This window comes from Nocardioides dilutus, from assembly GCF_054779555.1.
This window is the reverse complement of the sequence record NZ_BAAGYA010000001.1, coordinates 1,657,353-1,678,964: the sequence shown is the minus strand read 5'-3', so window position 1 is coordinate 1,678,964 and position 21,612 is coordinate 1,657,353. Positions and strand designations below refer to the sequence as shown.

Here is a 21,612-nt window from a genome sequence, read left to right as displayed (position 1 = left end):
CCTTCGGATGAGGAGCTCCCACCTGCTGAAGGGACCCGCCCCGGTCCTCGTCCTCGTCCTCGCCGCCGCGGTCGCGGGTGCGCTCCACGGGGACTTCACCGACCTCGTCGTCTACCGGTACGGCGGCCAGGCGGTGCTCGACGGCGTGCCGGTCTACGAGTTCGACGTGGCGGAGACCGGGCTGCCGTTCACCTACCCTCCGTTCGCGGCGATCGCCATGGTGCCGCTGGCGCTGCTGCCGGGGTGGCTCGCCGGGGCGCTCTGGACGGGGGCGTCGGCGGGCGCGCTGGCGGCGGTCGTCGTCGTGGTCCGCCGCGCCCTCGCCCGGCCTGCGCCAGGGTGGCTGGTGGCGCTCGTGACCGGCGGCGCGCTCGCGCTGGAGCCGGTGTGGCAGAACGTCGTGTTCGGACAGGTCAACCTGTTGCTGATGCTGGCGGTGCTGGTCGACCTGGTTCGGCCCGAACGACGCTGGTCCGGCGTGCTGGTGGGCATCGCCGCGGGCGTGAAGCTGACCCCGCTCGTGTTCGTCGTGCTCCTGGTGCTGGTCGGTCGTCGCACGGCTGCGGGCCGGGCGGTGCTGGCTTTCGCCGGCACGGTCGCGGCCGGCTTCGTCGCGATGCCGGGCTCGGCGGCGACGTACTGGACCGACGGTCTCGTCGACGCGAGCCGCGTCGGCCCGCCGGCGTTGACGCACAACCAGTCGGTGTATGGCGCGCTCACCCGGCTCCTCGACGGCTCGCCGTCCGCGGCGCTGTGGCTCGCGGTCGCGGCGCCGCTCACCCTCGCGGTCCTGGTCGTCGCCGCCGGGTGGTGGCGGCGCGGCGACCGGGTGCTCGGATCCTGCCTGGGAGCGCTGGCCATGCTGCTCGCCTCGCCGGTCTCGTGGTCGCACCACTGGGTGTGGGCAGTGCCGGTCGCGCTGGTGCTGTGGGAGCGGAGCCGGTGGGCGGCCGCCGCGTGGACGGCGGTGTTCGTGGCCCGCCCGATCCTGTGGCCGCCCTGGGGCGGGGGTCGCGAGTATGGATGGGGCCCGCTCGAGCACCTGGTCGGCAACTCCTATCTCCTCGCGGCCCTGTGCCTGTGTGCATGGGCAGCATCCAGCCTCACCAGGAGGTCGGATCAGGAGCCGGCGACCGCCTAGGTCGACGTCGCGGTCGCCGCTTCGCGCACGGCCTCGGCGACCGCGGGCGCGACGCGGGGGTCGAACACCGAGGGGACGATGTAGCTGGCGTTGAGCTCGGTCGGCGACACGGCGTTCGCGATCGCGGAGGCGGCCGCGAGCATGACCGCCTCGGTGATCTCGTGGGTGCCGGAGTCGAGCATCCCCCGGAAGAACCCCGGGAAGGCCAGCACGTTGTTGATCTGGTTGGGGTAGTCGGACCGCCCCGTCGCGACCACCGCCGCGGTCTGCCCGGCTGCGATCGGGTCGACCTCGGGGTCGGGGTTGGCGAGCGCGAAGACGATCGCGTCGTCGGCCATCGTGGCGATGTCGTCGCCGGTGAGCAGGTTGGGCGCCGAGACGCCGATGAACACGTCCGCCCCCGGGATGGCCTCCTTGAGCGAGCCGACGAAGCCGTCACCGTTGGTGTGGTCGGCGATCCACTGCCGGGCCGGGTCGAGGTTGTCCTGTCCGCGGTGCACCGAGCCGTTCCTGCCGCAGGCCACGATGTGTCGCGCACCCTGGGCGTGCAGCAGCGCGATGACCGCGTGTCCGGCCGCTCCCACCCCGCTGACCACGATGCGCACCTCGCTGAGGTGCTTGCCCACCACACGCAGGGCGTTGGTGAGCGCGGCCAGTACGACGATCGCGGTGCCGTGCTGGTCGTCGTGGAACACCGGGATGTCCAGCTCGGCGCGCAGCCGCGCCTCGATCTCGAAGCAGCGCGGCGCGGCGATGTCCTCGAGGTTGATGCCGCCGTAGACCGGGGCGATCGCCTTGACGATCTCGATGATCTTCTCGGTGTCCTGGGTGTCGAGGCAGACCGGCCAGGCGTCGACGCCGGCGAACTGCTTGAAGAGCGCCGCCTTGCCCTCCATCACCGGCAGCGCCGCCGCCGGGCCGAGGTTGCCCAGGCCGAGCACCGCCGAGCCGTCGGTCACCACGGCGACCGTGTTGCGCTTGATGGTGAGCCGGCGTGCGTCCTCGGGGTTCTTCGCGATCGCCAGGCACACCCTGGCCACCCCCGGTGTGTAGGCACGCGAAAGATCGTCACGGTGCTTGAGCGGCACCTTCGGCACGACCTCGAGCTTGCCGCCGAGGTGCAGCAGGAACGTGCGGTCGCTGACCTTGCGGACCTTCGCGCCGTCGATCCTGTTGAGCGCCTCGGTGATCACGTCGGCGTGGTCCATGTCCGAGGCGTCGCACGAGACATCGACGACGAGCCGGTCGGCGAGCGACTCGGCCACGTCGAGCGCGGTGACCGAGCCCCCGACCCCGGTGACGGCGGCGACCAGGTCTCCGGTCGCCCGCGCGGACGAGGGCACCTCCATCCGGACGGTGATCGCGTAGCCGGGACTGGGATTGGCCATGTCGTCCTTTCGGGTCGTGTCTGCTCACCAGTCTCGCGCAATCCTCGTGCCTTGGCCCGGGCCCTTCGACCCTTCTGTTCCGCCAAGTGGGCGCGCTTGAGTATGGGCATGGGTGTCGTCACCGTCGATCACCTCCACAAGTCATACCGCCGCCTCGTGGCCGTCGACGACGTGTCGTTCGAGGTCGAGGCGGGCGAGATCTTCGGCATCCTCGGGCCGAACGGCGCGGGCAAGACGACAACCGTCGAGTGCGTGCAGGGGCTCCGCCAGCCAGACATGGGCACGATCCGGGTGCTCGGGATGGACCCGGCCGAGGAGCCGAGGAAGCTGCGGCAGCGCATCGGGGCTCAGCTGCAGGCCTCCGCACTCCCGGGGCGACTGAAGGTGGCTGAGTCGATCAAGCTGTTCGCCGCCTTCGCCGACCACCCAGCTCGCCCCGACGAGCTCCTCGCTCGCTGGCGGTTGGAGGACCAGCATGACCAGAGCTTCGACAGCCTCTCGGGCGGTCAGCGACAGCGGCTGTTCATCGCGCTGGCGTTCATCAACTCACCTGAGGTGGTCTTCCTCGACGAGCTGACCCAGGGACTCGACCCCCAGGCCCGGCGAGCGACGTGGGAGCTCATCGAGGAGATCCGGGAGAGCGGCACGACCGTCGTGCTGGTCACCCACTTCATGGACGAGGCGGAGCACCTCTGTGACCGGGTGGCAGTGGTCGATGAGGGGAGGGTGGTCGCGATCGACAGCCCGCAGGGCCTGATCGACGGACTCGGGCTGGCCTCGGTGGTGCGGTTCACCGCCTCCGACCCCGACCTCGACTGGCTGCACAACGTGAAGGGGGTCGAGACCATGGCACGCCGGGGGGATGCCGTGGAGCTCCGCGGGAGCGGCCCGATGCTCGCCCTCGTGGCGTCAGAGCTCGTCGCGCGCGGAATCCTGCCGCTCGACCTCCGCGTGGACCGCCCCACCGTCGAAGACGCGTTCCTCGCGTTGACCGGACGAAGCATTCGGGAGTGAGCGGATGCGTGGCTACCTCGCCCTGACGCGCATGGAGCTGCGGTTGCTCCTGCGTGAGCCCTTCGCGGTGGTCTTCGTGCTGGCGTTCCCTCTCATGATGATGCTGCTCCTCGCCGCTGTCTTCGGGGACGACCAGGCCGACGCCCAGGAGATCGAGAACGGCATGCTCATCTGGCGCGGTGTGCCGCCGGCCGACTACTACACAGCGGCGTCCGTGGCCGTGATCGTCGCCGCGCTCGGCCTCATGACGCTCCCCATCACGCTCTCCGGCTACCGCGAGCGCGGGATCCTGCGGCGCTTCCAGGCGTCATCGGTGTCGGTGTCGACCCTGGTGGGCGCGCAGCTGACAGTGGCGCTCGCGACGTTCGTGACCGGCACCGTGGTCATGTATGTCATCGCCAGGATCGCGCACGGCGCGATGTTCCCCGAGGACGTGCTGGGGGTCCTCGTGGCTCTCCTCACCGGGACGGCTGCCTTCGGGGCGATCGGACTCCTGCTCGCCACTGTCGTCCGGACCAGCCGCTCGGCGCAGGGCATCGGGCTGTTGTTGTTCTTCGCGATGTGGCTCATCTCGGGCACCGCACCGCCGCGTGCCGTCCTACCCGGTGGAGTCCGCGACTTCGGCAACCTGTTGCCCCTCAGCCACCTGGTCACCGCCTTGCAGGACCCGTGGTACGGGTTCGGTTGGAGCGGCGTCGACCTTGCGGTCCTGGCCGGGTTCGCTGTGGCGGCCGGGGTTCCCGCACTGTGGCTCTTCCGCTGGGACTGAGAGCCACGTCGGCGACTACTCCGGGGGCGCGCTCCCGTGGCGGTGCGCCACCTTCCAGGTGCCGTCCTCACGCCGGTAGATCTGGGTCGCGCGCAGGGTGTAGGTGCGCGGGACACCGTCGACGGTCGCGGCGATGTGCTCGAAGCCGACCGTGTAGGCGGTGTCTCCGGACACCTCCGCGTCGACGATCTCGAACTCGTAGGACGTGCAGTCCGAGAAGCGCTCCGCGAGCCGGGCGAAGAGCTCGTCGAGCTCCTGCTGGCCGGTGACGTTCTTGGCAGCGCCCAGGATGCTGACCGGTTCATTGCGTGACCAGATGACCCGGCGTGGCCCGGCGTCACCGTTGTGGATTGCGATCTCCGCGTCCCTGAGTGCCGACTGCACCCAGGCGATGAACTCATCACGCTCGCTCATGACGGCATGATCGCACCCGGGTCCACCTCAGCGCGGGCGGTGCAGGTTGCGCAGCCAGCCGCCGTCCAAGGGCGTGGCGCGCCAGGTCGCCGCCGCGGTCCGCGCGGGCAGCGAGCAGACGAGGTCCATCCGGTGCGGTGACTCCAGGAAGATCACCTCGACCCGGAGGGTCTGGTCGTCCAGCCAGCCACCGGCGGCCGCGACCGGCACGCCGTCGCCGTGGACGTCGAGCGGCGTGGAGACCAGCCACTCGCCGGTGCCCACTGCGAAGGTCAGCGTGTTGTCCGGCTCGCTGATCGTGACCTCGAGGCGGCCGGCGGCGCGCCCCAGGGCGACCGCGGTCAGCGCAGCGCCCATCCCTCCGCCGGTCGGGGTCACCGTGAACGGCGCCGCGAGCCAGTCGTCCCACTGCGCCGGACCCGGCTCGGCATCCGGGGTCGGCAGGCCGAGCCCACGCAAGCGCTCCTCGAGCTTGGGCTGCGCGTCCTCGTCCGGCTCCGCGGCGTCGAGGCCCGGGAGCAGGTGCTCCCACACGTGGTCCAGCACCGTCTGCATCGCCTCGGTGCCGCCGGTGATCGCGACCACGGCATCCTGCTCGGGCAGGACGATGCAGAACTGGCCGAAGGCGCCGTCGCCGCGATAGCCGTGGCGGGCCATCCAGAACTGGTAGCCGTAGCCCTGGCTCCAGTCGACGTTCTCCATCCGGGTGGCCACCTGGCGGGACGTCGCCGCCGCGACGTACGCCTCCGGGATCAGCTGCTGTTCACCCCAGCGGCCCCGCTGCAGGTAGAGCTGGCCGAGCTTCGCGACGTCCTCGGTGCGGGCGAAAAGCCCGCTGAAGCCCTGCTCCCGGCCCGGCGGGGTGCACAGCCACCCGACCTCGCCGATCCCGAGCGGGTCGAACAGGCGTGGACGGAGATACTCGCTGAGCCGCATGCCGGCCTGGCGCTGGATCACCGCCGCCAGCGTGTAGGTACACGGCTGGCTGTAGGCGAAGAGGCTGCCTGGGGGCTCGTCGGGCGGCACCATCAGGAACCCGCGCACCGGCTCGTCGGGGTCGCCCGCCAGGGCCTCCGGCCACATGTCGCGGTCGTGGCCGCTGGCCATCGAGGCAAGGTGGCGCAGCGTGAGCGACCGGTTGCGTGGGTCGGTGATCTCGTCGGCGAACTCGGGGAAGTGCGAGACCACGGTGTCGTCGAGGTCGAGCAGACCCTCGTCGATGGCGAACGCCAACGCGGTCGAGGTGAAGCTCTTGCTGATGGAGTAGAGCAACCGGGTCCGCTCCGGCGTGTGCGGGGCCCACCAGCCCTCGGCGACGACCTGACCGTGCCGCAGGACCAGCAGGCCGTGCAGCTCGACGGCCGGGTCCGCGTCCACCGCGTCGACGAACGCCAGGACGGCGGCCGGGTCGACGCCCTGCGCCCCCGGCGTACTCCTCGGGAGATGGCTCACCTGCGCCAGCGTAGACGCGGGCTACGGTGTCGAACATGAAGGTCACCGTCGTCGGCTCCGGCAACGGGGGTCTCGCGACCGCGTTCGACTTCGCGCACCACGGTCACACCGTGCGACTCTTCGACAGTCCTCACTTCCCCGACCACGTGGCCGAGGTCGCGGCGGCCGGTGGGATCCACGCGGCCGGTCAGATCGAGGGCTTCGCCGAGATCGTCTACGCCGGTCACGACGGCGACGAGGCTCTCAACGGGGCCGACCTGGTCGTGCTCGTCGGCCCGGCCTACAGCACCGAGCACCAGGCCGCCTTGGTCACGCCGCACCTGACTCCCGGGCAGGCGGTGCTGATCTGCCCGGCCTCGTGTGCTGGTGCGATCACGTTCAAGCGCACCGTGGGCCTGACCCTTGACGACGAGTCGATCACCGTGGGCGAGACCAGCACCCTGCCGTACGCCGTTCGCATCGTCGCGCCGGGCCGGATCAACGTCTTCCACAAGCTGGACGGCGGTGTGTTCGTCGCGGGCATCCCTCGTTCGGGCACCGAGCGACTGCTTTCGCTGATCCAGGATGTCTATCCCGGGACGGAGGCCGCCGACAGCGTCTTCCAGACCACGCTGCAGAACGGCAACCCGGTCATCCACCCCGCCGTGACCCTCCTCAACACCGGGGTCATCGAGCGGAACGGCGGCGAGTTCCTGTTCTATGAGGAGGGGGTCACCGAGGCCGTCGGCAGGGCGATCGAGGCGGTCGACCGCGAGCGGTTGGCCATCGCCGACGCGCTCGGGGTGCGGGTGCTGTCGGAACCCGAGCTCGGGGTGGTGCAGGGATACATGCGTGAGGCCAACTACTCGACCGGCTACTCCACCGCCCCCGGCTTCCTGGGGATCGGCGCTCAGAGCCACCTCGACAACCGCTACCTGACCGAGGACGTCGGCTACTCCCTGGTGTTCCTGAGCGACCTGGCCGGCCGCCTCGGCGTCGAGACGCCGACGATGGAGGCGCTGATCACGATGGCGTCGGTCGTGCTGGGCCGGGACTTCCGCGCCGAGGGGGCGCGCACCCTGGCGAGCCTGGGCCTCGACGGCATGAGTGCAGGTGAGCTCGCCGCCCTCTGATGGGGAGCGCCTCGTCACAGCGACGGACCGGCATTGCCTTCGACGTGGGTCACGGGGACGTCAGAGACGCCGGCGATGCGGTGCGGCAGGTCCCGGATCAACCACCGGGACAGTCGCCGCGGCAGCGTCGACACGACGACGCCGTCGAAGTGCTCCTCGTGGAGCAGCTCCTGGACTCGGCCGACTGCCTGGGCGTCGACGACCTCGCCGTTGGCCTCCACTCCGGACCGCCGCAGCCGCGCGAGCTCATGCTCCAGGCGACCCTCGGCCAGCACTCGGGCGATCCGGTGCGCGTCGGGGACGTAGCGATCGATCGGAGGGTAGTCCCACTGGTGAGTGCCTTCGCTGTCAGTGACCGGCACGACGAATCGGAAGACACAGGAGCCGGCGCTGGCAAGGTCGTCCAGCTTGGCGGTCAGCTGTTCGCCGCCGATCGTCTGGTTGGCCACGATGAGGTAGCGGGCCATGTGAACGCCCCTGATGGTTGGCTTTGTCCGAGCTCGGGCCTGACCCCAGCGTCCTCCCCGGCGGGATGCGTGACAAGGCATCCGTTCCCCGAATTGAGCACCTCGCTGCTAGCGAGTCCCGCTCAGCCGTGCGATCTCCGTCGCTGTGGAGCGGCGCGCTTCCTGGTCCGGGACCGGGTGCCGCTCGGCTCGAAGCAGCAGCCCGAGGGTGACCAGCATCAGGGGAGCCCAGACCCACAGCACTCCACCGAACGCCAGCTGCCCGACGTGGAAGCCGATGAGGGCGATGAGGCCCATCTGGGTCCACCGCCCTCCGCTGAGGACGAGCACACCCGCGACTGCCTCGGCGATGATCAACAGGGAGATGAACAGACCCTGGTGGGGTAGCACGAGCGACTCCCAGGTGTCCCTGACGAACGCGAACGGGGATGGCTTCGCGAAGTCGTCGTAGTAGTCCGAGTCCGCGGCAAGGTAGGCCGCGTTGACGGCCGCTCCGAACACGATGAAGAGGACACCCACGGCCCAACGGCCCACCTGCATGGCACGTCGGCTGCGCCCTGCCCGCAGCGCGGCAACGAAGGCCACGCCTCCCAGCACGAGCCACATGATCCTTTCCATGACCCACTCCTCCCCCAGGTTCAACCCGACTGTGCTCGTCTGGATCGACGATCAGTAGGAGCGAAGGTCCCCAAGTGGAGTGATCCTGCGCCCTTTTAGGTCCATGGACCCTGCCGCCACCTCGGGTTCCTGGTCCCTAATGGTGACCATCAGTCCTGGGTGGCGGGCCGACCCTCGGCCTGCGGGTCTCGAGAGAGGACCAGCGATGGACGATCGAACGCGCCCGACCCGCCAGGAGGTCCTCCAGCTCGCGGAGAAGTACGTCTGCCCGGATCGGGTCCGGATGCTGACCGGTTTGCACGCGGACCTGGTGATCGGGAAGCGCGAGGGCTACCGGATCTGGGACCTGGACGGCCGGGAGCTCCTCGATCTCCACCTCAACGGCGGCACGTTCAATCTCGGCCATCGGCATCCCGCCCTTGTCGAGGAGCTGCGTGCGGCTCTGGACCGGCTGGACATCGGCAACCACCACTTCCCGAGCGTGGAGCGGTCGTTGCTGGCCGAGCAGCTGGTCGCCCTCACACCCGGCATGCGCTACGCGGTGTTCGGGAGCGGCGGGGGTGAGGCGGTCGACCTGGCCCTCAAGAGCGCGCGCAGGGCGACGGGCCGAACCCGCGTGGTGTCCGCGACCGGGGGCTACCACGGGCACACCGGGCTGGCCCTCGCCGCGGGCGACGAGCGGGCAGCTGCAGCGTTCGGCTCCACCGGCGCTCCGGGCGAGTTCGTGCACGTGCCCTTCAACGACGCGGCTGCCGTCGAGGCCGCATGTGCCGCGGGCGACGTGGCCGCGCTCATCCTGGAGACCGTGCCGGCCACCGTCGGCTTCGTGGCACCGACGCCGGACTACCTGAACCACGTCGAGGCGATCTGCCGCCGCCACGGCACGGCACTCGTCCTGGACGAAGTGCAGACCGGGCTGGGCCGGACCGGGCCGCTGTGGGCCTTCGAGCGCTATCAGGTCCAGCCCAACGCGGTGGTCACCGCCAAGGGCCTGTCCGGCGGGTTGTTCCCGATCAGCGCCACCTTGCTGGACGAGTGGCTCGGCGGCTGGCTGGAGGAGGACGGCTGGGGCCACGTGTCGACGTTCGGCGGCGCCGAGCTCGGCTGCCCGGTGGCGCGGCGCGTCCTGGACATCACCACCGACCCGGCGACGACGGGGCACGTCGAGTCGCTGATCTCGACGTTCTCCGCAGGCCTGGGCGAGCTGCGCGGCCGCCATCCCGAGTGGCTGCTCGAGGTGCGCCAGACGGGGCTGGTGATCGGCTTGCAGTTCGCCCATCCGCAGGGCGGGATGCTGATGACCGGGGCGCTGATGTCGGCGGGAGTCTGGGCGATCTACGCCGGGTTCGACCCGTCGTGCCTGCAGTTCAAGCCGGGGCTGCTGCTGAGCGACGACGACGCGCGGACGGCGCTTGCCGCCCTGGACACGGCCTGCGCGCAGCTGGCGGGTGCCGTCGCCGATGGATGAGCAGGCGGACGCGGACACGGCGTCGCTGGTCCGTCGCCTGGTCGCCCTGGAGGAGACCCTGATCCCGGCCCGCGCCGAGTCCACGCCCGGCCTGAGGATCCTCGGATACGGCGAGGTCAGCGCAGTCCTGGTCCTGGCCGACATCCCCGGGCTGGCGCTGAAACGGATGGCCGGTTTCGCGGACGTGTCGGCCGCCGAGACCTACCGGGAGCTCGTGACCGACTACATCGCAGCGGTGCGCAGCGCCGGCGTACCGGTCCTCGAGACCCGGGTGCTCGTCGTACCCAGACGAGGGCGAGGTCCCGTGACCTACCTCGTCCAACCGGAGGTCGCCCAGGACCGGCTCGGCCACCGCATCGTCTGCACGGCCGACGACGCCACGCACGAGCAGCTGCTGCACCGGGTCATGGACGCGGTCCTCACCGTCCGTGAGAACGCCGTCGAGGACGTCGCGGTCGACGCCCAGCTCTCCAACTGGTACCAGCCGTCGGCCGACGACGTGCCTGTGCTGCTCGACGTGGGCACGCCGTTCCTCCGGCGGAACGGACGTCAGGCCATGGACGCCGAGATCATCCTGTCGACCGCACCCGCGCCGCTGCGCCCGATCTTCCGTCGACTCGGAACCGTGCATGCCTACTTCGAGGACTACTTCGTGCCTCGCACGGCGGCCGTCGACCTGGTGGCGAACTACCACAAGGAAGGTCGGCCTGATCGGATCGATGCCGCGCTCGGGGTGGTCAACCAGCGGCTGGAACCACTCGGGGCATCCCCGATCACACGGCGGGAGGTGGACCGCTACTACCGCTCCGACGCCCGGCTGCTCGGGTTCTGGCTGCAGGCTCGTCGGGTCGAACGCGCGGTGCGTCTCCGCACCGGCCGGGGCTACGACTTCGTCCTTCCGGGCAGGATCCAGCGGTGACACCGGCTGAGAGGCCGGCGCATCGCGAGCCACGACGTTCTCGATGACCGCGCGGGGGACCTTTCACATGGCAGGTGGCCTGCCCGACGCCCGCAGCGCCGCCGGGCCACTGCCTGCGGTCGCCCACGAGCCCGACACCGTGATCACCGCGAGGGCCGAGGTGGGCATCGGTGCCCAGTCACCCGTGAGCAACAAGATCAGGTCCTCGAGCCCGGGGTTGTGACCGACCAGGACCACTGTCTCGAGGTCGTCAGGAAGCTCCCGCACGACGGCGAGGAGCTCATCGTCTGACGCGGCGTTCACCCGATCGTCGATCCGCGTCCGCGGAGACATGTCGAGGACTCCCGAGACGAGGTCCCAGGTGCTCCGAGCGCGGTTGGCGGGTGAGACGACAGCGAGGTCGACCCTGTCGATGTTCGCCGCCAGCCATCTCCCCGCGTCAGGTGCCTGACGACGGCCGCGCTTGGCCAGCGGCCGGGCGATGTCGGCCTCGCCGCCGGACCAGTCCGACTTCGCATGCCGGAGCAGGATCAGCGTGCGCTCAGTCATCCGGGTCCCCGACGGCACGCAACAGCGCCCTCACAGCGAGGGGCGCTTTCGTCGGACTGGGAGTCGTCAGCTCGGCTTGGCGTACGCCGCGACGCCGGTGTCCAGCATGACGCAGGGCTCGTCGCCGACGACCCACGCGTCGTGTCCCGGGTCGAGGTCGACGACGTCGCCCGGGCCGATGTCGATCTCCTCGCCGTCGTCCATCCTGACGGTCATCCGACCGGACGTGCAGATCCCGGTGTGGTGGGTCTGGCACGAGTCGGTGCCGGCGATGGGCTTGACGTCGTTGGACCAGCGCCAGCCTGGCTCGAAGACGCCTCGGCCCAGGGTGAACTCACCGAGGGTGACCACGTCCACGTGGCCGTGGTCCTCGAACGGGCGTACTTCGTGCGGGCTCTCGATGCTCTGCTTCGCGGTCATGTGTCCTCCTCGAGCCTGGCCCCACCTCAGGCCTCCCCCTTGTTGGCCTCGGGCCTGAAACCACAGTCCTCCTGGGAGGTACACGTGGCAAGACATCCGGCCTACGAATGCGGGTCACCACCCGAGCTCACGCAGCCGTGCGTCGCCGATCCCGAAGTGATGGCCGACCTCGTGGACCACTGTGCGGCGCACCTGCTCCACGACCTCTCGTTCAGTGCGACAGCGCGCGCAGATGGCGCGCCGGTAGATCGTGATCCGGTCGGGCAGCACACCGGCGTAGGCCGTCGTACGGCGCGACAGGGGAATGCCGCGGTAGAGCCCCAGCAGACCCGGCGGTCCCTCATCGTGCTCCACGGTGACGGCCACGTTGGTCATCAGCTCCCCTAGCTCGTCCGGCAACCCGTCGAGAGCCTCGCTCACCATCGCCTCGAATCGCTCCGGATCCACCTCGACCACGTCGCGATTGTCCGTCAGTCATGGTTGCAGCAGAACGAGCCCGATCGTGCGGTGCGGCAGCCGTCCCGTCTACGGTCGGACCGTGCGAGAGCACCGCGTGCCGGTCCTGACCGATCCCGAGGTCGCGCCCGACGAGAGGCAGATCAGCTCCGCGCTCGGCGGGGCGATCGAGCCATGGCAGGTCCTCGAGACCGCTCTTGCCGGCCCACCATTCGGCCTGACCCTCTCGTGGCACTACTTCCGCGATGGTGGGTGGCTTCGCAAGGCGCTCCGGGGCACGAAGAACGTCGCCTGGCTCGCGGTGTGGAAGGACTACGCCACTGTGACGTTCTACTTCGCTGCCAGGCACCGCGAGGGCCTGGCTTCGCTCTCGATTGCGGACGACCTCCGCAGGCAAGCCGCTGAGGCCGAGATGACAGGGCGGATGTTGCCGTTCGTCATCGAAGTTCGGGCGCTGCCGGACGTGGACGCGGTCCTCGAGGTGATGCGCTACAAGCTCGCAGCCAAGTAGGCCAGGTGCCCCCGCGGCGATCGCTCAGCCGGGGTAGAGGTCGACGCCGGGTGGGGCGTTGAGGATGATCCGGGCCTCACCGGCGCTGATCCGGCGGGTGCCGCGGTGGTCGACGAGGAACCCGAGCCCGTGCGGGGTGAGCCAGACGTATCTACCCGGGCCGCATTGTCGGGCGCGGTAGCCGCCGTGGGTCTTCCAGCGGTGATGTCGTCGGCCGAGCGGGCCGGAGTTGTGGGTGCCGGTCTGGCCCGGTGGCCCGCCTCGGATGTTCTGTTCGGCGTCGTAGGGCGTCGGGTGGTCGTAGTCGACCGCGCGGCTGGTGGAGGTGGCGTAGGGCCACTAGTCGCCACCGCTGGTCAGGTGGACCCGTTCCTTGAGGGACTCGGGGTGCTCGTAGGCGGTGGTGCGGACCGGGTCGTGCAAGTCGATCACGGGCTTGACGACCAGCTTGGTGCGGGCCAGCAGCTCGGCCAGGGACGCGTAGGTCTGGGGTCCGAGACCTTCGGCCCGGGCGACGCCGGTCGCTCGGCCGTTGACCGCGGCCTCGTGGAGATGGACGTAGAGCACCGCCTTGGGCGCCAGTGGGGTCAGGTCGAGCTCGCGCAGCGCGTCGAGGAGATCGGCGGGCATCGCCATCGCCCGGTTGTGCTCGACCTCCGGGCTCTCCTCACCCAGGTCGAGGTCGAGGGTCTCCTGCTCGTCGCGGTTGTCCAGGAGCAGCGCGAGGAGCTCGGCGGGTCGCGCCAGCCACCCGAAGGCGATCGAGCGGAGCTCGTCGGCCTTGGCGTCGGGGTGACGTGGGGCGATGATCTCGGCGACCCGGGCCAGGGTCGCCTCGATCCACACCACGTCTCCCGCCTCGCAGCGGGCGATCACGGTGCGCAGCCCGAACTCGTCGGTGCGCGAGGACGACACGTAACGGCGGCGGCGCTCGGCCTCGACCCGGGCCTGGTGCAGCTCGGGGTCGGCCTCGATGATCTTGGCCTCGGCGACCTCCAGCACCCGGCCACCGGACTCGTGGGCGATCATCCGCGCGACCGACCTGTCGACCACCGGCATCACCGCCAGCGGCAGGTGGCTGGAGATCCTGGCCACCCGGCGGGCGATGTGGACCTCGGCCTCCCCGGCCTGCAGGACCTTCCACGTCTCCGGCATCCGGTAGACCAGGTTGAGGGTGTCGACCAGCGCGTTGAGCGTCGCGGTCGCGCCGGTGCCGCGGGTCAGCGCGATCTCACCCAGGCAGAACTCCTGCACCTGCGGTGCGCCCTCGCCGGCCAGCTCCAGCAGCCGGTCCCGAGGGTTGTCCGGCTCTCCCGAGTGAGCCCGAACCCACTCGAGAAGGATCTTGAGGTCACGGACCTCGGCCAGCCGACGAGCCCGCACCGCCTCCGACGAGGCGGCCAGCAGGCCCGCCTTGTCGAGTCTTGTGAGGTCGTCGTCCATGGCAAGAACGCTAAGGGTGACCACCGACATCGACCGATGCGGCCGGACGGGGTTCTGCACAGGTCCGGGTTCTCGGCGGTACTTCGGCCGGCCGCACCAGTCACCGGCATGAAAAGGGCCGCGTGGCGGGAACGTCGATCTACGACTTCATCGTCGAGCATCTCGACGAGGCAGGGCGACTGAGCGACCCGGGCCTGCGTCTCCCCGACGAGCCCGAGGCCACCGACGGGATCAGGTGGGCGCCAGGCGCGATGGACGGCGTCCTGGGTCACCACGCCAGCGGGAACGACGCCGCGAAACGGGCGAACGAGGTCGCTGCGGCGTTCGTGAAGGCGTGCGAGCGCGGGAGCCAGCGACGGCTGAAGAAGCTGTACGACGCCGTCGACGACGACAGCGCCATCGGCTACCTCGACGCGATGATCGAGCGCCTCGTCGACCTGCAGCCGGACCGAGCTCGGCTGCACGAGATCGCCCGCTGGCTGGCCACGACGTCGGCGGACCGGAGCCCGGTCAAGGTCGGCATCGCGCTGCTCGGCGTCACCGGGCTGGTCGGCGAGGTCGGCGTCGTCAGGGCGCTGGGCGCGCACGAGGAGTTCACGCTGTTCGCGGCGGTGGCCCTGACCAACGGTCTCGAAGACCCCGAGAGCGAGCTGTGGGCGCTGGCCAGCACGGTCGACGGCTGGGGCCGGATCCAGTGCGTGGAGCGGCTGCGCGGCACCACCGACCCGGCGATCCGCGCGTGGATCCTCCGGCAGGGCTACCGCAACTCGGTCATGTACGAGTACCTCGCCCACATCGCCGCCACGACCGGAGGGCTGCTCGAGGCCCTGCGTGACGGGACACCGGACCGCGAGCTGCTCACCGCCGCGGGCGAGATCCTCGAGGCACTGTGCGTCGGCGGCCCGGCCGAGGACATGTCGGACTACGTCGACGGCGCGGACGCGGTCGAGGCCTTCCTGGGGCAGATGACCACCCGCGCCGAGACGCTGCGGGACTTCCAGTCGATCGCGTCGATCGCGACGTTCCTCGACGGCGAGGAGCAGTGGGACATGCTGGCCTCGATCGGGTGGACCGCCACCCGTAGGGAGGCATTCGAGCGGGCGTGCGAGGAGATCCTCGGCCGCGACTCGTGGGATCCCGTCATCTACGCCGGCCTCGACTCCGACGACGGCGCCGACTACTGGCTCGCGGAGCAGGCGGCGCGGCGCCGCGGCCTCGACATCTTCGACATCCAGGTCGCGCGCATCCGGCGGGAGCCGCTGGGCGGTGGCTGGTTCACCGCCTGGCAGGGCGCCGACGACGTCCGCGCGGTGACGCTCGCTGCTCTGGCGAGGGAGCTGCTTCCGCTCGACGAGATCGCCACCGGCCCCAGCGACGCGATGGGTCTCGGCCCGGGGTGGCAGGCGCACGCAGCGCTCGACTGGAGCCTCCAGGCGCTCCGCGACCACCCGGGCATCGGCGCAGAGCTCGTGCTCGCGGGTCTGCGGAGCCCTGTCATCCGCAACCGCAACATGGCGCTCAACTGCCTCAAGGAGTGGCCGCGCGAGCGATGGCCCGAGGGCGCGATCGAGCTGGCTCGGCGGCTGGCGGAGTCGGACCCCAACGAGCAGGCGCGCGAGTTCGCGGCCGAGGTCCTCGCGGGTGCGTGACCTGCCGGGCTCGTGACCCCGTCAGCAGCAGCGCGCCTGCGGGTTCGCCTCACGATGCTCGGCCCGGTGACGCTCGAACTCCCGTCGACTGACCGGCTCGGTGCCGTCGGCGCGGCACGCGGCGACGTACTCGTCCCACTTGGCCTCACCGGTGGCCTGCCGGACGTACCAGCGCAGGCCGCGCCCGGCACGGAGAACCGCGTCCCTCACCGCCGATCACTCCCAGCGAGAGCACCGACCCCGGCATGGGTGGCCTCCCACTCGCGGACCGCCTCCTTCTCCTCCTTGGTGGCGAAGAAGTCCGACGGAGCGACGATGTCGGACGGCGTCGCCGGGACCTCGGTGGTGGGCAGGCCGCCGGCGCGGATGGCCTTGACCCAGATGACCAGTGCGTTGACGACGATGACGATCACCAGCAGCGCGAAGATCGCCTGCAGGGTGCCGTTGACGGTGGAGTTGGTGACGATCGTCTGCATCTCGTCGAGGTCCTTCGCCGGCGCCAGCACCTCGCCCTCGTCGATCGCGGCCTGGAAGGTCGACCGCTGCTCGAAGTAGCCGATCTTCGGGTTGTCGGAGAAGACCTTCTGATAGCTCGCGGTCATGGTGGTGACGAGGTCCCACACGAGCCCGACGCCGGGCACCCAGGCCCACTTCACCTTGCCGTGCTTGATCAGCAGGGTGACGCAGAGGGTCAGGGCGATCGCGGCGAGCAGCTGGTTGGCGATGCCGAAGAGCGGGAACAGCTGGTTGATGCCGCCGAGCGGGTCGGTCACACCGACGTAGAGCATGTAGCCCCAGAGCCCGACGACGATCGCGCTGGCCGACCAGGAGGCGGGCTTCCACGACAGGTCGGCGTACCGAGGCCAGACGTTGCCGATGGTGTCCTGCAGCATGAACCGGCCCACGCGGGTGCCGGCGTCGACGGCGGTGAGGATGAACAGCGCCTCGAACATGATCGCGAAGTGGTACCAGAACGCCGCCAGCCCGCCGCCGAACGCCTCGGTGAAGATCGCCGACATGCCGAACGCCAGGGTCGGCGCGCCGCCGGTGCGGGAGATCAGGGACTCCTCCTCCACCGACTGGGCGGCGGCGGCCAGCGTGTCCGGGCTGATCGAGAAGCCGAGCGATCTCACGAACTCCGCGGCGGCCCCGGGCTCGCCACCGGTGGCTCCGGCCGGGGAGTTCATCGCGAAGTAGAGGCCGGGGTCGATGACCGAGGCCGCCATGAGCGCGCTGATCGCCACGAACGACTCCATCAGCATGCCGCCGTAGCCGATCATCCGGACGTGGCTCTCCTTGGCCACCATCTTGGGCGTCGTCCCCGACGAGATCAGGGCGTGGAAGCCGGACAGCGCGCCGCAGGCGATGGTGATGAAGACGAAGGGGAACAGCTTGCCGGCGAAGACCGGGCCGTCGCCGTCGATCGCGAAGTCGCTGACCGCCTCGTTCTGCAGGACCGGCGCGGCGAAGACCAGGCCGACGGCGAGCAGGACGATCACGCCGATCTTCATGAACGTCGACAGGTAGTCGCGCGGGGTCAGCAGCATCCAGACCGGGAGGATCGAGGCGACGAACCCGTAGACGACGAGCCCGACGGTCAGCTGCTCCCCGGACAGGGTGAGCGCGCTCTCGAGGCCCAGCTGCTCGACGTACCCGCCGCCGATGATCGCGAGCAGCAGCAGCCCGACGCCGATCGCGGTCACCTCCGCCACCCGGCCGGGCCGCAGGTGGCGCAGGTAGAAGCCCATGAAAAGCGCGATCGGGATGGTCAGCGCGATCGAGAAGACGCCCCACGGCGACTCAGCCAGGGCATTGACGACGACCAGCGCCAGCACGGCCAGGATGATGATCATGATCGCGAAGACCGCGATCAGGGCGGCGACGCCGCCGACGACGCCGATCTCCTCGCGCACCATCTGGCCCAGGCTCTTGCCGTCGCGGCGCATCGAGAAGAACAGCACCACCATGTCCTGGACGGCGCCGGCGAAGATGACGCCGACGATGATCCAGATCGTGCCGGGCAGGTAGCCCATCTGCGCCGCCAGCACCGGCCCCACCAGCGGCCCGGCGCCGGCGATCGCGGCGAAGTGGTGGCCGAACAGCACCCGGCGGTCGGTGACGTCGAAGTCCTTGCCGTTCTGCAGCCGCTCCGCCGGCGTCGCTCGGGTGTCGTCGACGCCGAGCACGCGGTAGGCGATGAAGCGGGCGTAGAAGCGATAGGCGATGGCGTACGACGACAGCGCGGCGAACAGGATCCACAGCGCGGAGACCTCCTCCCCGCGCGACAGCGCCAGGACGCTCCAGCAGACGGCGCCGACCACGGCGACCGCCCCCCAGATCGCCATGGACTTCGGACTCATCCGCGGCTTTCCGCCGGGGGTGCTGGTGCGTACGGGCGTGGTCATCGACATGGCGGACTCCTCGAGCGTCCTGCGGGCCGGCAGGCCCCTGCGTCGGGTCGGTATCCGCTCCGGTCCACAGCATGCGGCCGCAACGCGCCGCGATGGCTCATCGTGATCGGCCTGAGACGAGTCACCATTCTTGGGGTTGACCCACTTGCACGGCGAGATGACGCTCGGAACAGGACGGTCTCGAGTGACCGGACGTCCAGTTCGGGAGCGAGGCCGGGGGGGGTCATCGTGAGTCGATCTGCCGTGGTGTCGAACGGTTCGGGCCGCCGGTCAGCAATGGGGCAGGCGCTCCGCAGACGAGTCGGTCGGGCCAAGGTGGCGCTGGCGTCGGCGATCTCGGTGCTGGCCGGCGGAATGGTGCTCATAGCGGTGTCGTCGCAGGCGGAGGGGGCCACCACTCAGCCCGGGTTCTCGGAGACCGTCGTGTTCAGCGGCCTGTCGAACCCGACCGCCCTTCGGTTCTCCCCCGACGGCCGGGTCTTCGTGGCCGAGAAGCGCGGCGTCATCAAGGTCTTCGACTCCCTCACCGACCCGACTCCCGACGTCTTCGCCGACCTCAACGTGAACGTCCACAACTTCTGGGACCGCGGGTTGCTGGGCATGGCGCTGGATCCGGGGTTCCCCGCCGACCCGTATGTCTACGTCCTCTACACCTATGACCACGAGCTCGGCTCGGCCGCGCCCGCACCTCGATGGGGCACTCCCGGCGTCTACTCCGACCCGTGTCCGACCCCGCCAGGCGCCACTGCGGACGGCTGTGTGGTCAGTGGGCGGCTGTCCCGGCTGACGGCGAGTGGCAACACGATGACGGGCAGCGAGCAGGTGCTGGTGGAGGACTGGTGCCAGCAGTACCCCAGCCACTCGGTCGGCTCCGTGGAGTTCGGGCGCTCCGGAGCCCTCTACGCCAGCGGCGGCGACGGCGCGAGCTTCAACTTCACCGACTGGGGCCAGGACGGGTCCCCGCTCAACCCCTGTGGTGACCCGCCGGGTGGCGTGGGCGCCACCCTCTCCCCGCCGACGGCGGAGGGCGGCGCGCTGCGCAGCCAGGACCTCCGCACCTCCGGCGACCCCGTGAGCCTGGACGGCACAGTGATCCGGGTCGACCCGGCGACCGGAGCCGGCCTGCCCACCAACCCTCTGGCCTCGTCCCCCGACCCCAACGCCCGCCGCATCGTCGCCGTCGGGCTGCGCAACCCGTTCCGGGTCACCGAGCGGCCCGGCACCGACGAGCTCTGGGTGGGTGACGTCGGGTGGAACGACTGGGAGGAGATCAACCGGCTCCTCCCGTCGACGACGGTGACCCGCAACTTCGGCTGGCCCTGCTACGAGGGGGTGGGCCGCCAGGCCGGCTACGACGGCGCGAACCTCAACATCTGCGAGAACCTGTACTCGTCCCCCGGCGCCGTCACGGCGCCCTACTTCGCCTACCACCACACCGCGCGCGTGGTGCCCAACGAGACGTGCCCGACCGGCAGCTCGTCGACGGCCGGGGTCCAGTTCGCGTTCGCCTCCGGGCAGAGCCCCTACCCGGCGGAGTACGACGACGCGCTGTTCTTCGCCGACTACTCCCGTGACTGCATCTGGGTGATGCCCAAGGGCGCGGACGGCAACCCGGCCCCGGGCCTCGTACGCACCTTCGTCGCGGGCGCCGCCAACCCGGTCAACCTGCAGATCGGCCCGACCGGCGAGCTCTTCTACGTCGACTTCGACGGCGGCACGGTGCGGCGGATCAGCTACACCAGCAGCAACCAGCCGCCGGTCGCCGTCGCCACCGCCTCACCCACCACGGGCGCCGCCCCGCTGACCGTGAGCTTCGACGGCTCGGCGTCGAGCGACCCGGATGCCGGCGACACCCTGGGCTTCGCGTGGGACCTCGACGGTGACGGGGCCTTCGACGACTCCACCGCCGCGCAGCCGGCGTTCACCTACACCAGCTCCGGCGTCTACACGGCGACCCTTCGGGTCACCGACCCCGACGGCGCGACCGCAACGGACTCGGTGGTCATCACGGTCGGCAACACGGCCCCGTCAGCCGTCATCAACACACCGGCGGCCGGCACCCTGTGGGTGGTAGGCGACACCATCAACTTCTCCGGCGGTGCGACCGATGCGCAGGACGGCACCCTGCCGCCGTCAGCGCTCTCGTGGGACCTGGTCCTCCAGCACTGCCCGAGCAACTGCCACTCGCACCCGTTGCAGAGCTACGTCGGCGTCGCCGGCGGTTCGTTCGTCGCTCCGGACCACGAGGCGCCGGCCTACCTGGAGCTCCGGCTGACCGCGACCGACTCCGGAGGGCTGACCAGCACGGTGACCCGCAGGCTCGATCCACGGATGGTGACGCTGACCTTCCAGACCGTGCCCGGCGGACTCAACCTGATCGTGGGCGGCACGTCGTCGAAGTCCGCGTTCTCCCGCAGCGTCATCGTGGGATCCAGCAACACGGTCAGCGCCATCTCCCCGCAGGCCAAGGGGAAACAGACATACAGGTTCGTGTCCTGGTCCGACGGCGGCGCTCAGTCCCACACGATCGTCGCTCCGGCGACGGCTACCACCTACACGGCCCGCTACAAGTGAGGGCCGTCAGCTCTCGATGAAGATCGCCAGCGTCTCGGGACGGACGCCGTCGTACTCCATCGCGGCCGCGCCCGCTTCGCTCTCCATGAGCGCCTGGAAGGCATCCATGTCCGCAACGTCCAGGCTCAGACCGACGTGGTTGGGTCTCGTGGGGTCGACGTAGGTGCGGATGTCGCTCGCGATCGAGGCGAGCACCTCCTCGCGTTTGGGTGACGCGAGCCAATGGGCGACATCGTCGACTTCGTGGGTGGCAATCAGTCTGGGCATGCCAACTCCTTGGGTGGAGGGCCCACCGGTGCGGGGCCGACAAGCACGCTACTCGCGGGTCGCGGGCCGGCACCATGGTCGGCGCACGGTCAGCCGCGGGGTGGGTTCCACGGCCCGACGCCGCCGAACCGCTCCGGGGTGATCCTCGTGACGAAGCCCGCCGGCGGGTTCGGCATCGGTGGGAACACGACGTCGGGCCCGAGGTAGGTGTGAGCCAGCCGCTGGAGCATCTCCGGAGCGCCGCCTTCGGTCACCCGGGCCGTCCCGTAGACGACCAGGTATTCCAGCAGGCCCCAGTCGTTGACCCGCGTGGTCGGCACCGTCACTGCGACACGAGGGTCGCGACGCAGGTTGCGCAGCTTGCGCTGGTCGGAGAGCGTGGCCAGGACGATCTCGTCACCGTCGAAGTCGACCCAGGCCGCCGTGACGTGCGGTGAGCCGTCCGCGTCGAGCGTGACGACCTGGGCCACCGCGTCGCTCGCCAGCAGCTCGCGGACCGCATCGTGGATCGATATCCCAGCCACGCTGCGCAGCCTACCGACCCCGGACGCCATCGGCCTCCCGTCGGAC

Annotated in this window: 22 protein-coding genes; 9 read left to right on the top strand and 13 right to left on the bottom strand. The window is 70.4% G+C overall.

The features are described 5' to 3' along the window. Positions 1 to 7 precede the first annotated feature (7 nt). Entirely contained in the window at positions 8 to 1,141 is a 1,134-nt protein-coding gene (locus tag ACYVC6_RS08220) for a glycosyltransferase 87 family protein (RefSeq protein WP_460712802.1), read from the top strand. Here the strand turns inward: ACYVC6_RS08220 and ACYVC6_RS08215 are convergent. Further along, entirely contained in the window at positions 1,138 to 2,529 is a 1,392-nt protein-coding gene (locus ACYVC6_RS08215) for a malic enzyme-like NAD(P)-binding protein (protein ID WP_460712800.1), read from the bottom strand. The genes ACYVC6_RS08220 and ACYVC6_RS08215 overlap by 4 nt on opposite strands. A 108-nt stretch (positions 2,530 to 2,637) precedes the next feature. On the opposite strand from ACYVC6_RS08215, the gene ACYVC6_RS08210 reads away from it, so the two are divergent. Next, positions 2,638 to 3,543 carry an ABC transporter ATP-binding protein gene (locus ACYVC6_RS08210; protein WP_460712798.1) on the top strand — a complete coding sequence of 302 codons (906 nt, stop codon included), beginning with the start codon at positions 2,638 to 2,640 and terminating at the stop codon, positions 3,541 to 3,543. 4 nt (positions 3,544 to 3,547) lie between these two features. Further along, the gene (locus tag ACYVC6_RS08205; RefSeq protein WP_460712796.1) at positions 3,548 to 4,312 is read left to right on the top strand and encodes an ABC transporter permease; all 765 of its coding nucleotides are present in this window, start codon (positions 3,548 to 3,550) and stop codon (positions 4,310 to 4,312) included. A 15-nt stretch (positions 4,313 to 4,327) separates the two neighbouring features. Here ACYVC6_RS08205 and ACYVC6_RS08200 read toward each other — a convergent pair whose 3' ends face one another. Both ACYVC6_RS08200 and ACYVC6_RS08195 read right to left on the bottom strand, forming a co-directional pair. Beyond that, positions 4,328 to 4,726 (bottom strand): nuclear transport factor 2 family protein, encoded by a 399-nt coding sequence (locus ACYVC6_RS08200; RefSeq protein WP_460712794.1) that lies wholly within the window; start codon positions 4,724 to 4,726, stop codon positions 4,328 to 4,330. A 27-nt stretch (positions 4,727 to 4,753) separates the two neighbouring features. Next, positions 4,754 to 6,178 carry a serine hydrolase domain-containing protein gene (locus ACYVC6_RS08195; RefSeq protein ID WP_460712792.1) on the bottom strand — a complete coding sequence of 475 codons (1,425 nt, stop codon included), beginning with the start codon at positions 6,176 to 6,178 and terminating at the stop codon, positions 4,754 to 4,756. A gap of 35 nt (positions 6,179 to 6,213) precedes the next feature. Between ACYVC6_RS08195 and ACYVC6_RS08190 the strand changes: the two genes are divergently transcribed. Then, positions 6,214 to 7,290 (top strand): NAD/NADP octopine/nopaline dehydrogenase family protein, encoded by a 1,077-nt coding sequence (locus tag ACYVC6_RS08190; protein ID WP_460712790.1) that lies wholly within the window; start codon positions 6,214 to 6,216, stop codon positions 7,288 to 7,290. A 14-nt stretch (positions 7,291 to 7,304) separates the two neighbouring features. Here ACYVC6_RS08190 and ACYVC6_RS08185 read toward each other — a convergent pair whose 3' ends face one another. Beyond that, positions 7,305 to 7,757 (bottom strand): hypothetical protein, encoded by a 453-nt coding sequence (locus ACYVC6_RS08185; RefSeq protein WP_460712788.1) that lies wholly within the window; start codon positions 7,755 to 7,757, stop codon positions 7,305 to 7,307. Between the two features lie 108 nt (positions 7,758 to 7,865). Further along, positions 7,866 to 8,375: a hypothetical protein gene (locus tag ACYVC6_RS08180; RefSeq protein WP_460712786.1), complete on the bottom strand. Its 510-nt coding sequence runs from the start codon at positions 8,373 to 8,375 to the stop codon at positions 7,866 to 7,868. A 205-nt stretch (positions 8,376 to 8,580) separates the two neighbouring features. On the opposite strand from ACYVC6_RS08180, the gene ACYVC6_RS08175 reads away from it, so the two are divergent. Together ACYVC6_RS08175 and ACYVC6_RS08170 are read left to right on the top strand one after the other, a co-directional pair. Then, positions 8,581 to 9,843 carry a class-III pyridoxal-phosphate-dependent aminotransferase gene (locus ACYVC6_RS08175; protein WP_460712784.1) on the top strand — a complete coding sequence of 421 codons (1,263 nt, stop codon included), beginning with the start codon at positions 8,581 to 8,583 and terminating at the stop codon, positions 9,841 to 9,843. Continuing rightward, positions 9,836 to 10,762 (top strand): DUF6206 family protein, encoded by a 927-nt coding sequence (locus ACYVC6_RS08170; RefSeq protein ID WP_460712782.1) that lies wholly within the window; start codon positions 9,836 to 9,838, stop codon positions 10,760 to 10,762. The genes ACYVC6_RS08175 and ACYVC6_RS08170 overlap by 8 nt, the downstream gene beginning before the upstream one ends. A 63-nt stretch (positions 10,763 to 10,825) precedes the next feature. On the opposite strand, the gene ACYVC6_RS08165 is transcribed toward ACYVC6_RS08170, so the two are convergent. From ACYVC6_RS08165 to ACYVC6_RS08155, 3 genes are all read right to left on the bottom strand, one after another. Next, positions 10,826 to 11,311 (bottom strand): SixA phosphatase family protein, encoded by a 486-nt coding sequence (locus ACYVC6_RS08165; protein ID WP_460712780.1) that lies wholly within the window; start codon positions 11,309 to 11,311, stop codon positions 10,826 to 10,828. A 66-nt stretch (positions 11,312 to 11,377) separates the two neighbouring features. Further along, positions 11,378 to 11,731, bottom strand: a complete 354-nt coding sequence (locus tag ACYVC6_RS08160; protein ID WP_460712778.1) for a cupin domain-containing protein — start codon at positions 11,729 to 11,731, stop codon at positions 11,378 to 11,380. A gap of 114 nt (positions 11,732 to 11,845) precedes the next feature. Next, on the bottom strand, positions 11,846 to 12,187 hold the full coding sequence (locus ACYVC6_RS08155; RefSeq protein ID WP_460712776.1) for a metallopeptidase family protein: 342 nt from the start codon (positions 12,185 to 12,187) through the stop codon (positions 11,846 to 11,848). Positions 12,188 to 12,269: 82 nt separating this feature from the next. On the opposite strand from ACYVC6_RS08155, the gene ACYVC6_RS08150 reads away from it, so the two are divergent. Next, positions 12,270 to 12,698, top strand: a complete 429-nt coding sequence (locus tag ACYVC6_RS08150; RefSeq protein ID WP_460712774.1) for a DUF3788 family protein — start codon at positions 12,270 to 12,272, stop codon at positions 12,696 to 12,698. 339 nt (positions 12,699 to 13,037) lie between these two features. Here ACYVC6_RS08150 and ACYVC6_RS08145 read toward each other — a convergent pair whose 3' ends face one another. Next, positions 13,038 to 14,141 carry a hypothetical protein gene (locus tag ACYVC6_RS08145; protein WP_460712772.1) on the bottom strand — a complete coding sequence of 368 codons (1,104 nt, stop codon included), beginning with the start codon at positions 14,139 to 14,141 and terminating at the stop codon, positions 13,038 to 13,040. 122 nt (positions 14,142 to 14,263) lie between these two features. Here ACYVC6_RS08145 and ACYVC6_RS08140 point away from each other — a divergent pair, with 122 nt between their 5' ends. Next, positions 14,264 to 15,790 (top strand): hypothetical protein, encoded by a 1,527-nt coding sequence (locus ACYVC6_RS08140; RefSeq protein ID WP_460712770.1) that lies wholly within the window; start codon positions 14,264 to 14,266, stop codon positions 15,788 to 15,790. 21 nt (positions 15,791 to 15,811) lie between these two features. Here ACYVC6_RS08140 and ACYVC6_RS08135 read toward each other — a convergent pair whose 3' ends face one another. Both ACYVC6_RS08135 and ACYVC6_RS08130 read right to left on the bottom strand, forming a co-directional pair. Beyond that, positions 15,812 to 16,000 (bottom strand): YbdD/YjiX family protein, encoded by a 189-nt coding sequence (locus ACYVC6_RS08135; protein ID WP_460712768.1) that lies wholly within the window; start codon positions 15,998 to 16,000, stop codon positions 15,812 to 15,814. After that, a complete protein-coding gene (locus ACYVC6_RS08130; protein ID WP_460712766.1) occupies positions 15,997 to 18,201 on the bottom strand; it encodes a carbon starvation CstA family protein in 2,205 nt (734 codons plus the stop codon). Before ACYVC6_RS08130 ends, ACYVC6_RS08135 begins: the two co-directional genes overlap by 4 nt. A 228-nt stretch (positions 18,202 to 18,429) precedes the next feature. Between ACYVC6_RS08130 and ACYVC6_RS08125 the strand changes: the two genes are divergently transcribed. Further along, complete coding sequence (locus ACYVC6_RS08125; protein ID WP_460712764.1) at positions 18,430 to 20,775, top strand: PQQ-dependent sugar dehydrogenase; 2,346 nt, start codon at positions 18,430 to 18,432, stop codon at positions 20,773 to 20,775. A gap of 6 nt (positions 20,776 to 20,781) precedes the next feature. On the opposite strand, the gene ACYVC6_RS08120 is transcribed toward ACYVC6_RS08125, so the two are convergent. Both ACYVC6_RS08120 and ACYVC6_RS08115 read right to left on the bottom strand, forming a co-directional pair. Beyond that, a complete protein-coding gene (locus tag ACYVC6_RS08120) occupies positions 20,782 to 21,042 on the bottom strand; it encodes a hypothetical protein (protein WP_460712762.1) in 261 nt (86 codons plus the stop codon). Between the two features lie 89 nt (positions 21,043 to 21,131). After that, positions 21,132 to 21,566 (bottom strand): PPOX class F420-dependent oxidoreductase, encoded by a 435-nt coding sequence (locus tag ACYVC6_RS08115; protein ID WP_460712760.1) that lies wholly within the window; start codon positions 21,564 to 21,566, stop codon positions 21,132 to 21,134. Between the last annotated feature and the right edge of the window lie 46 nt (positions 21,567 to 21,612).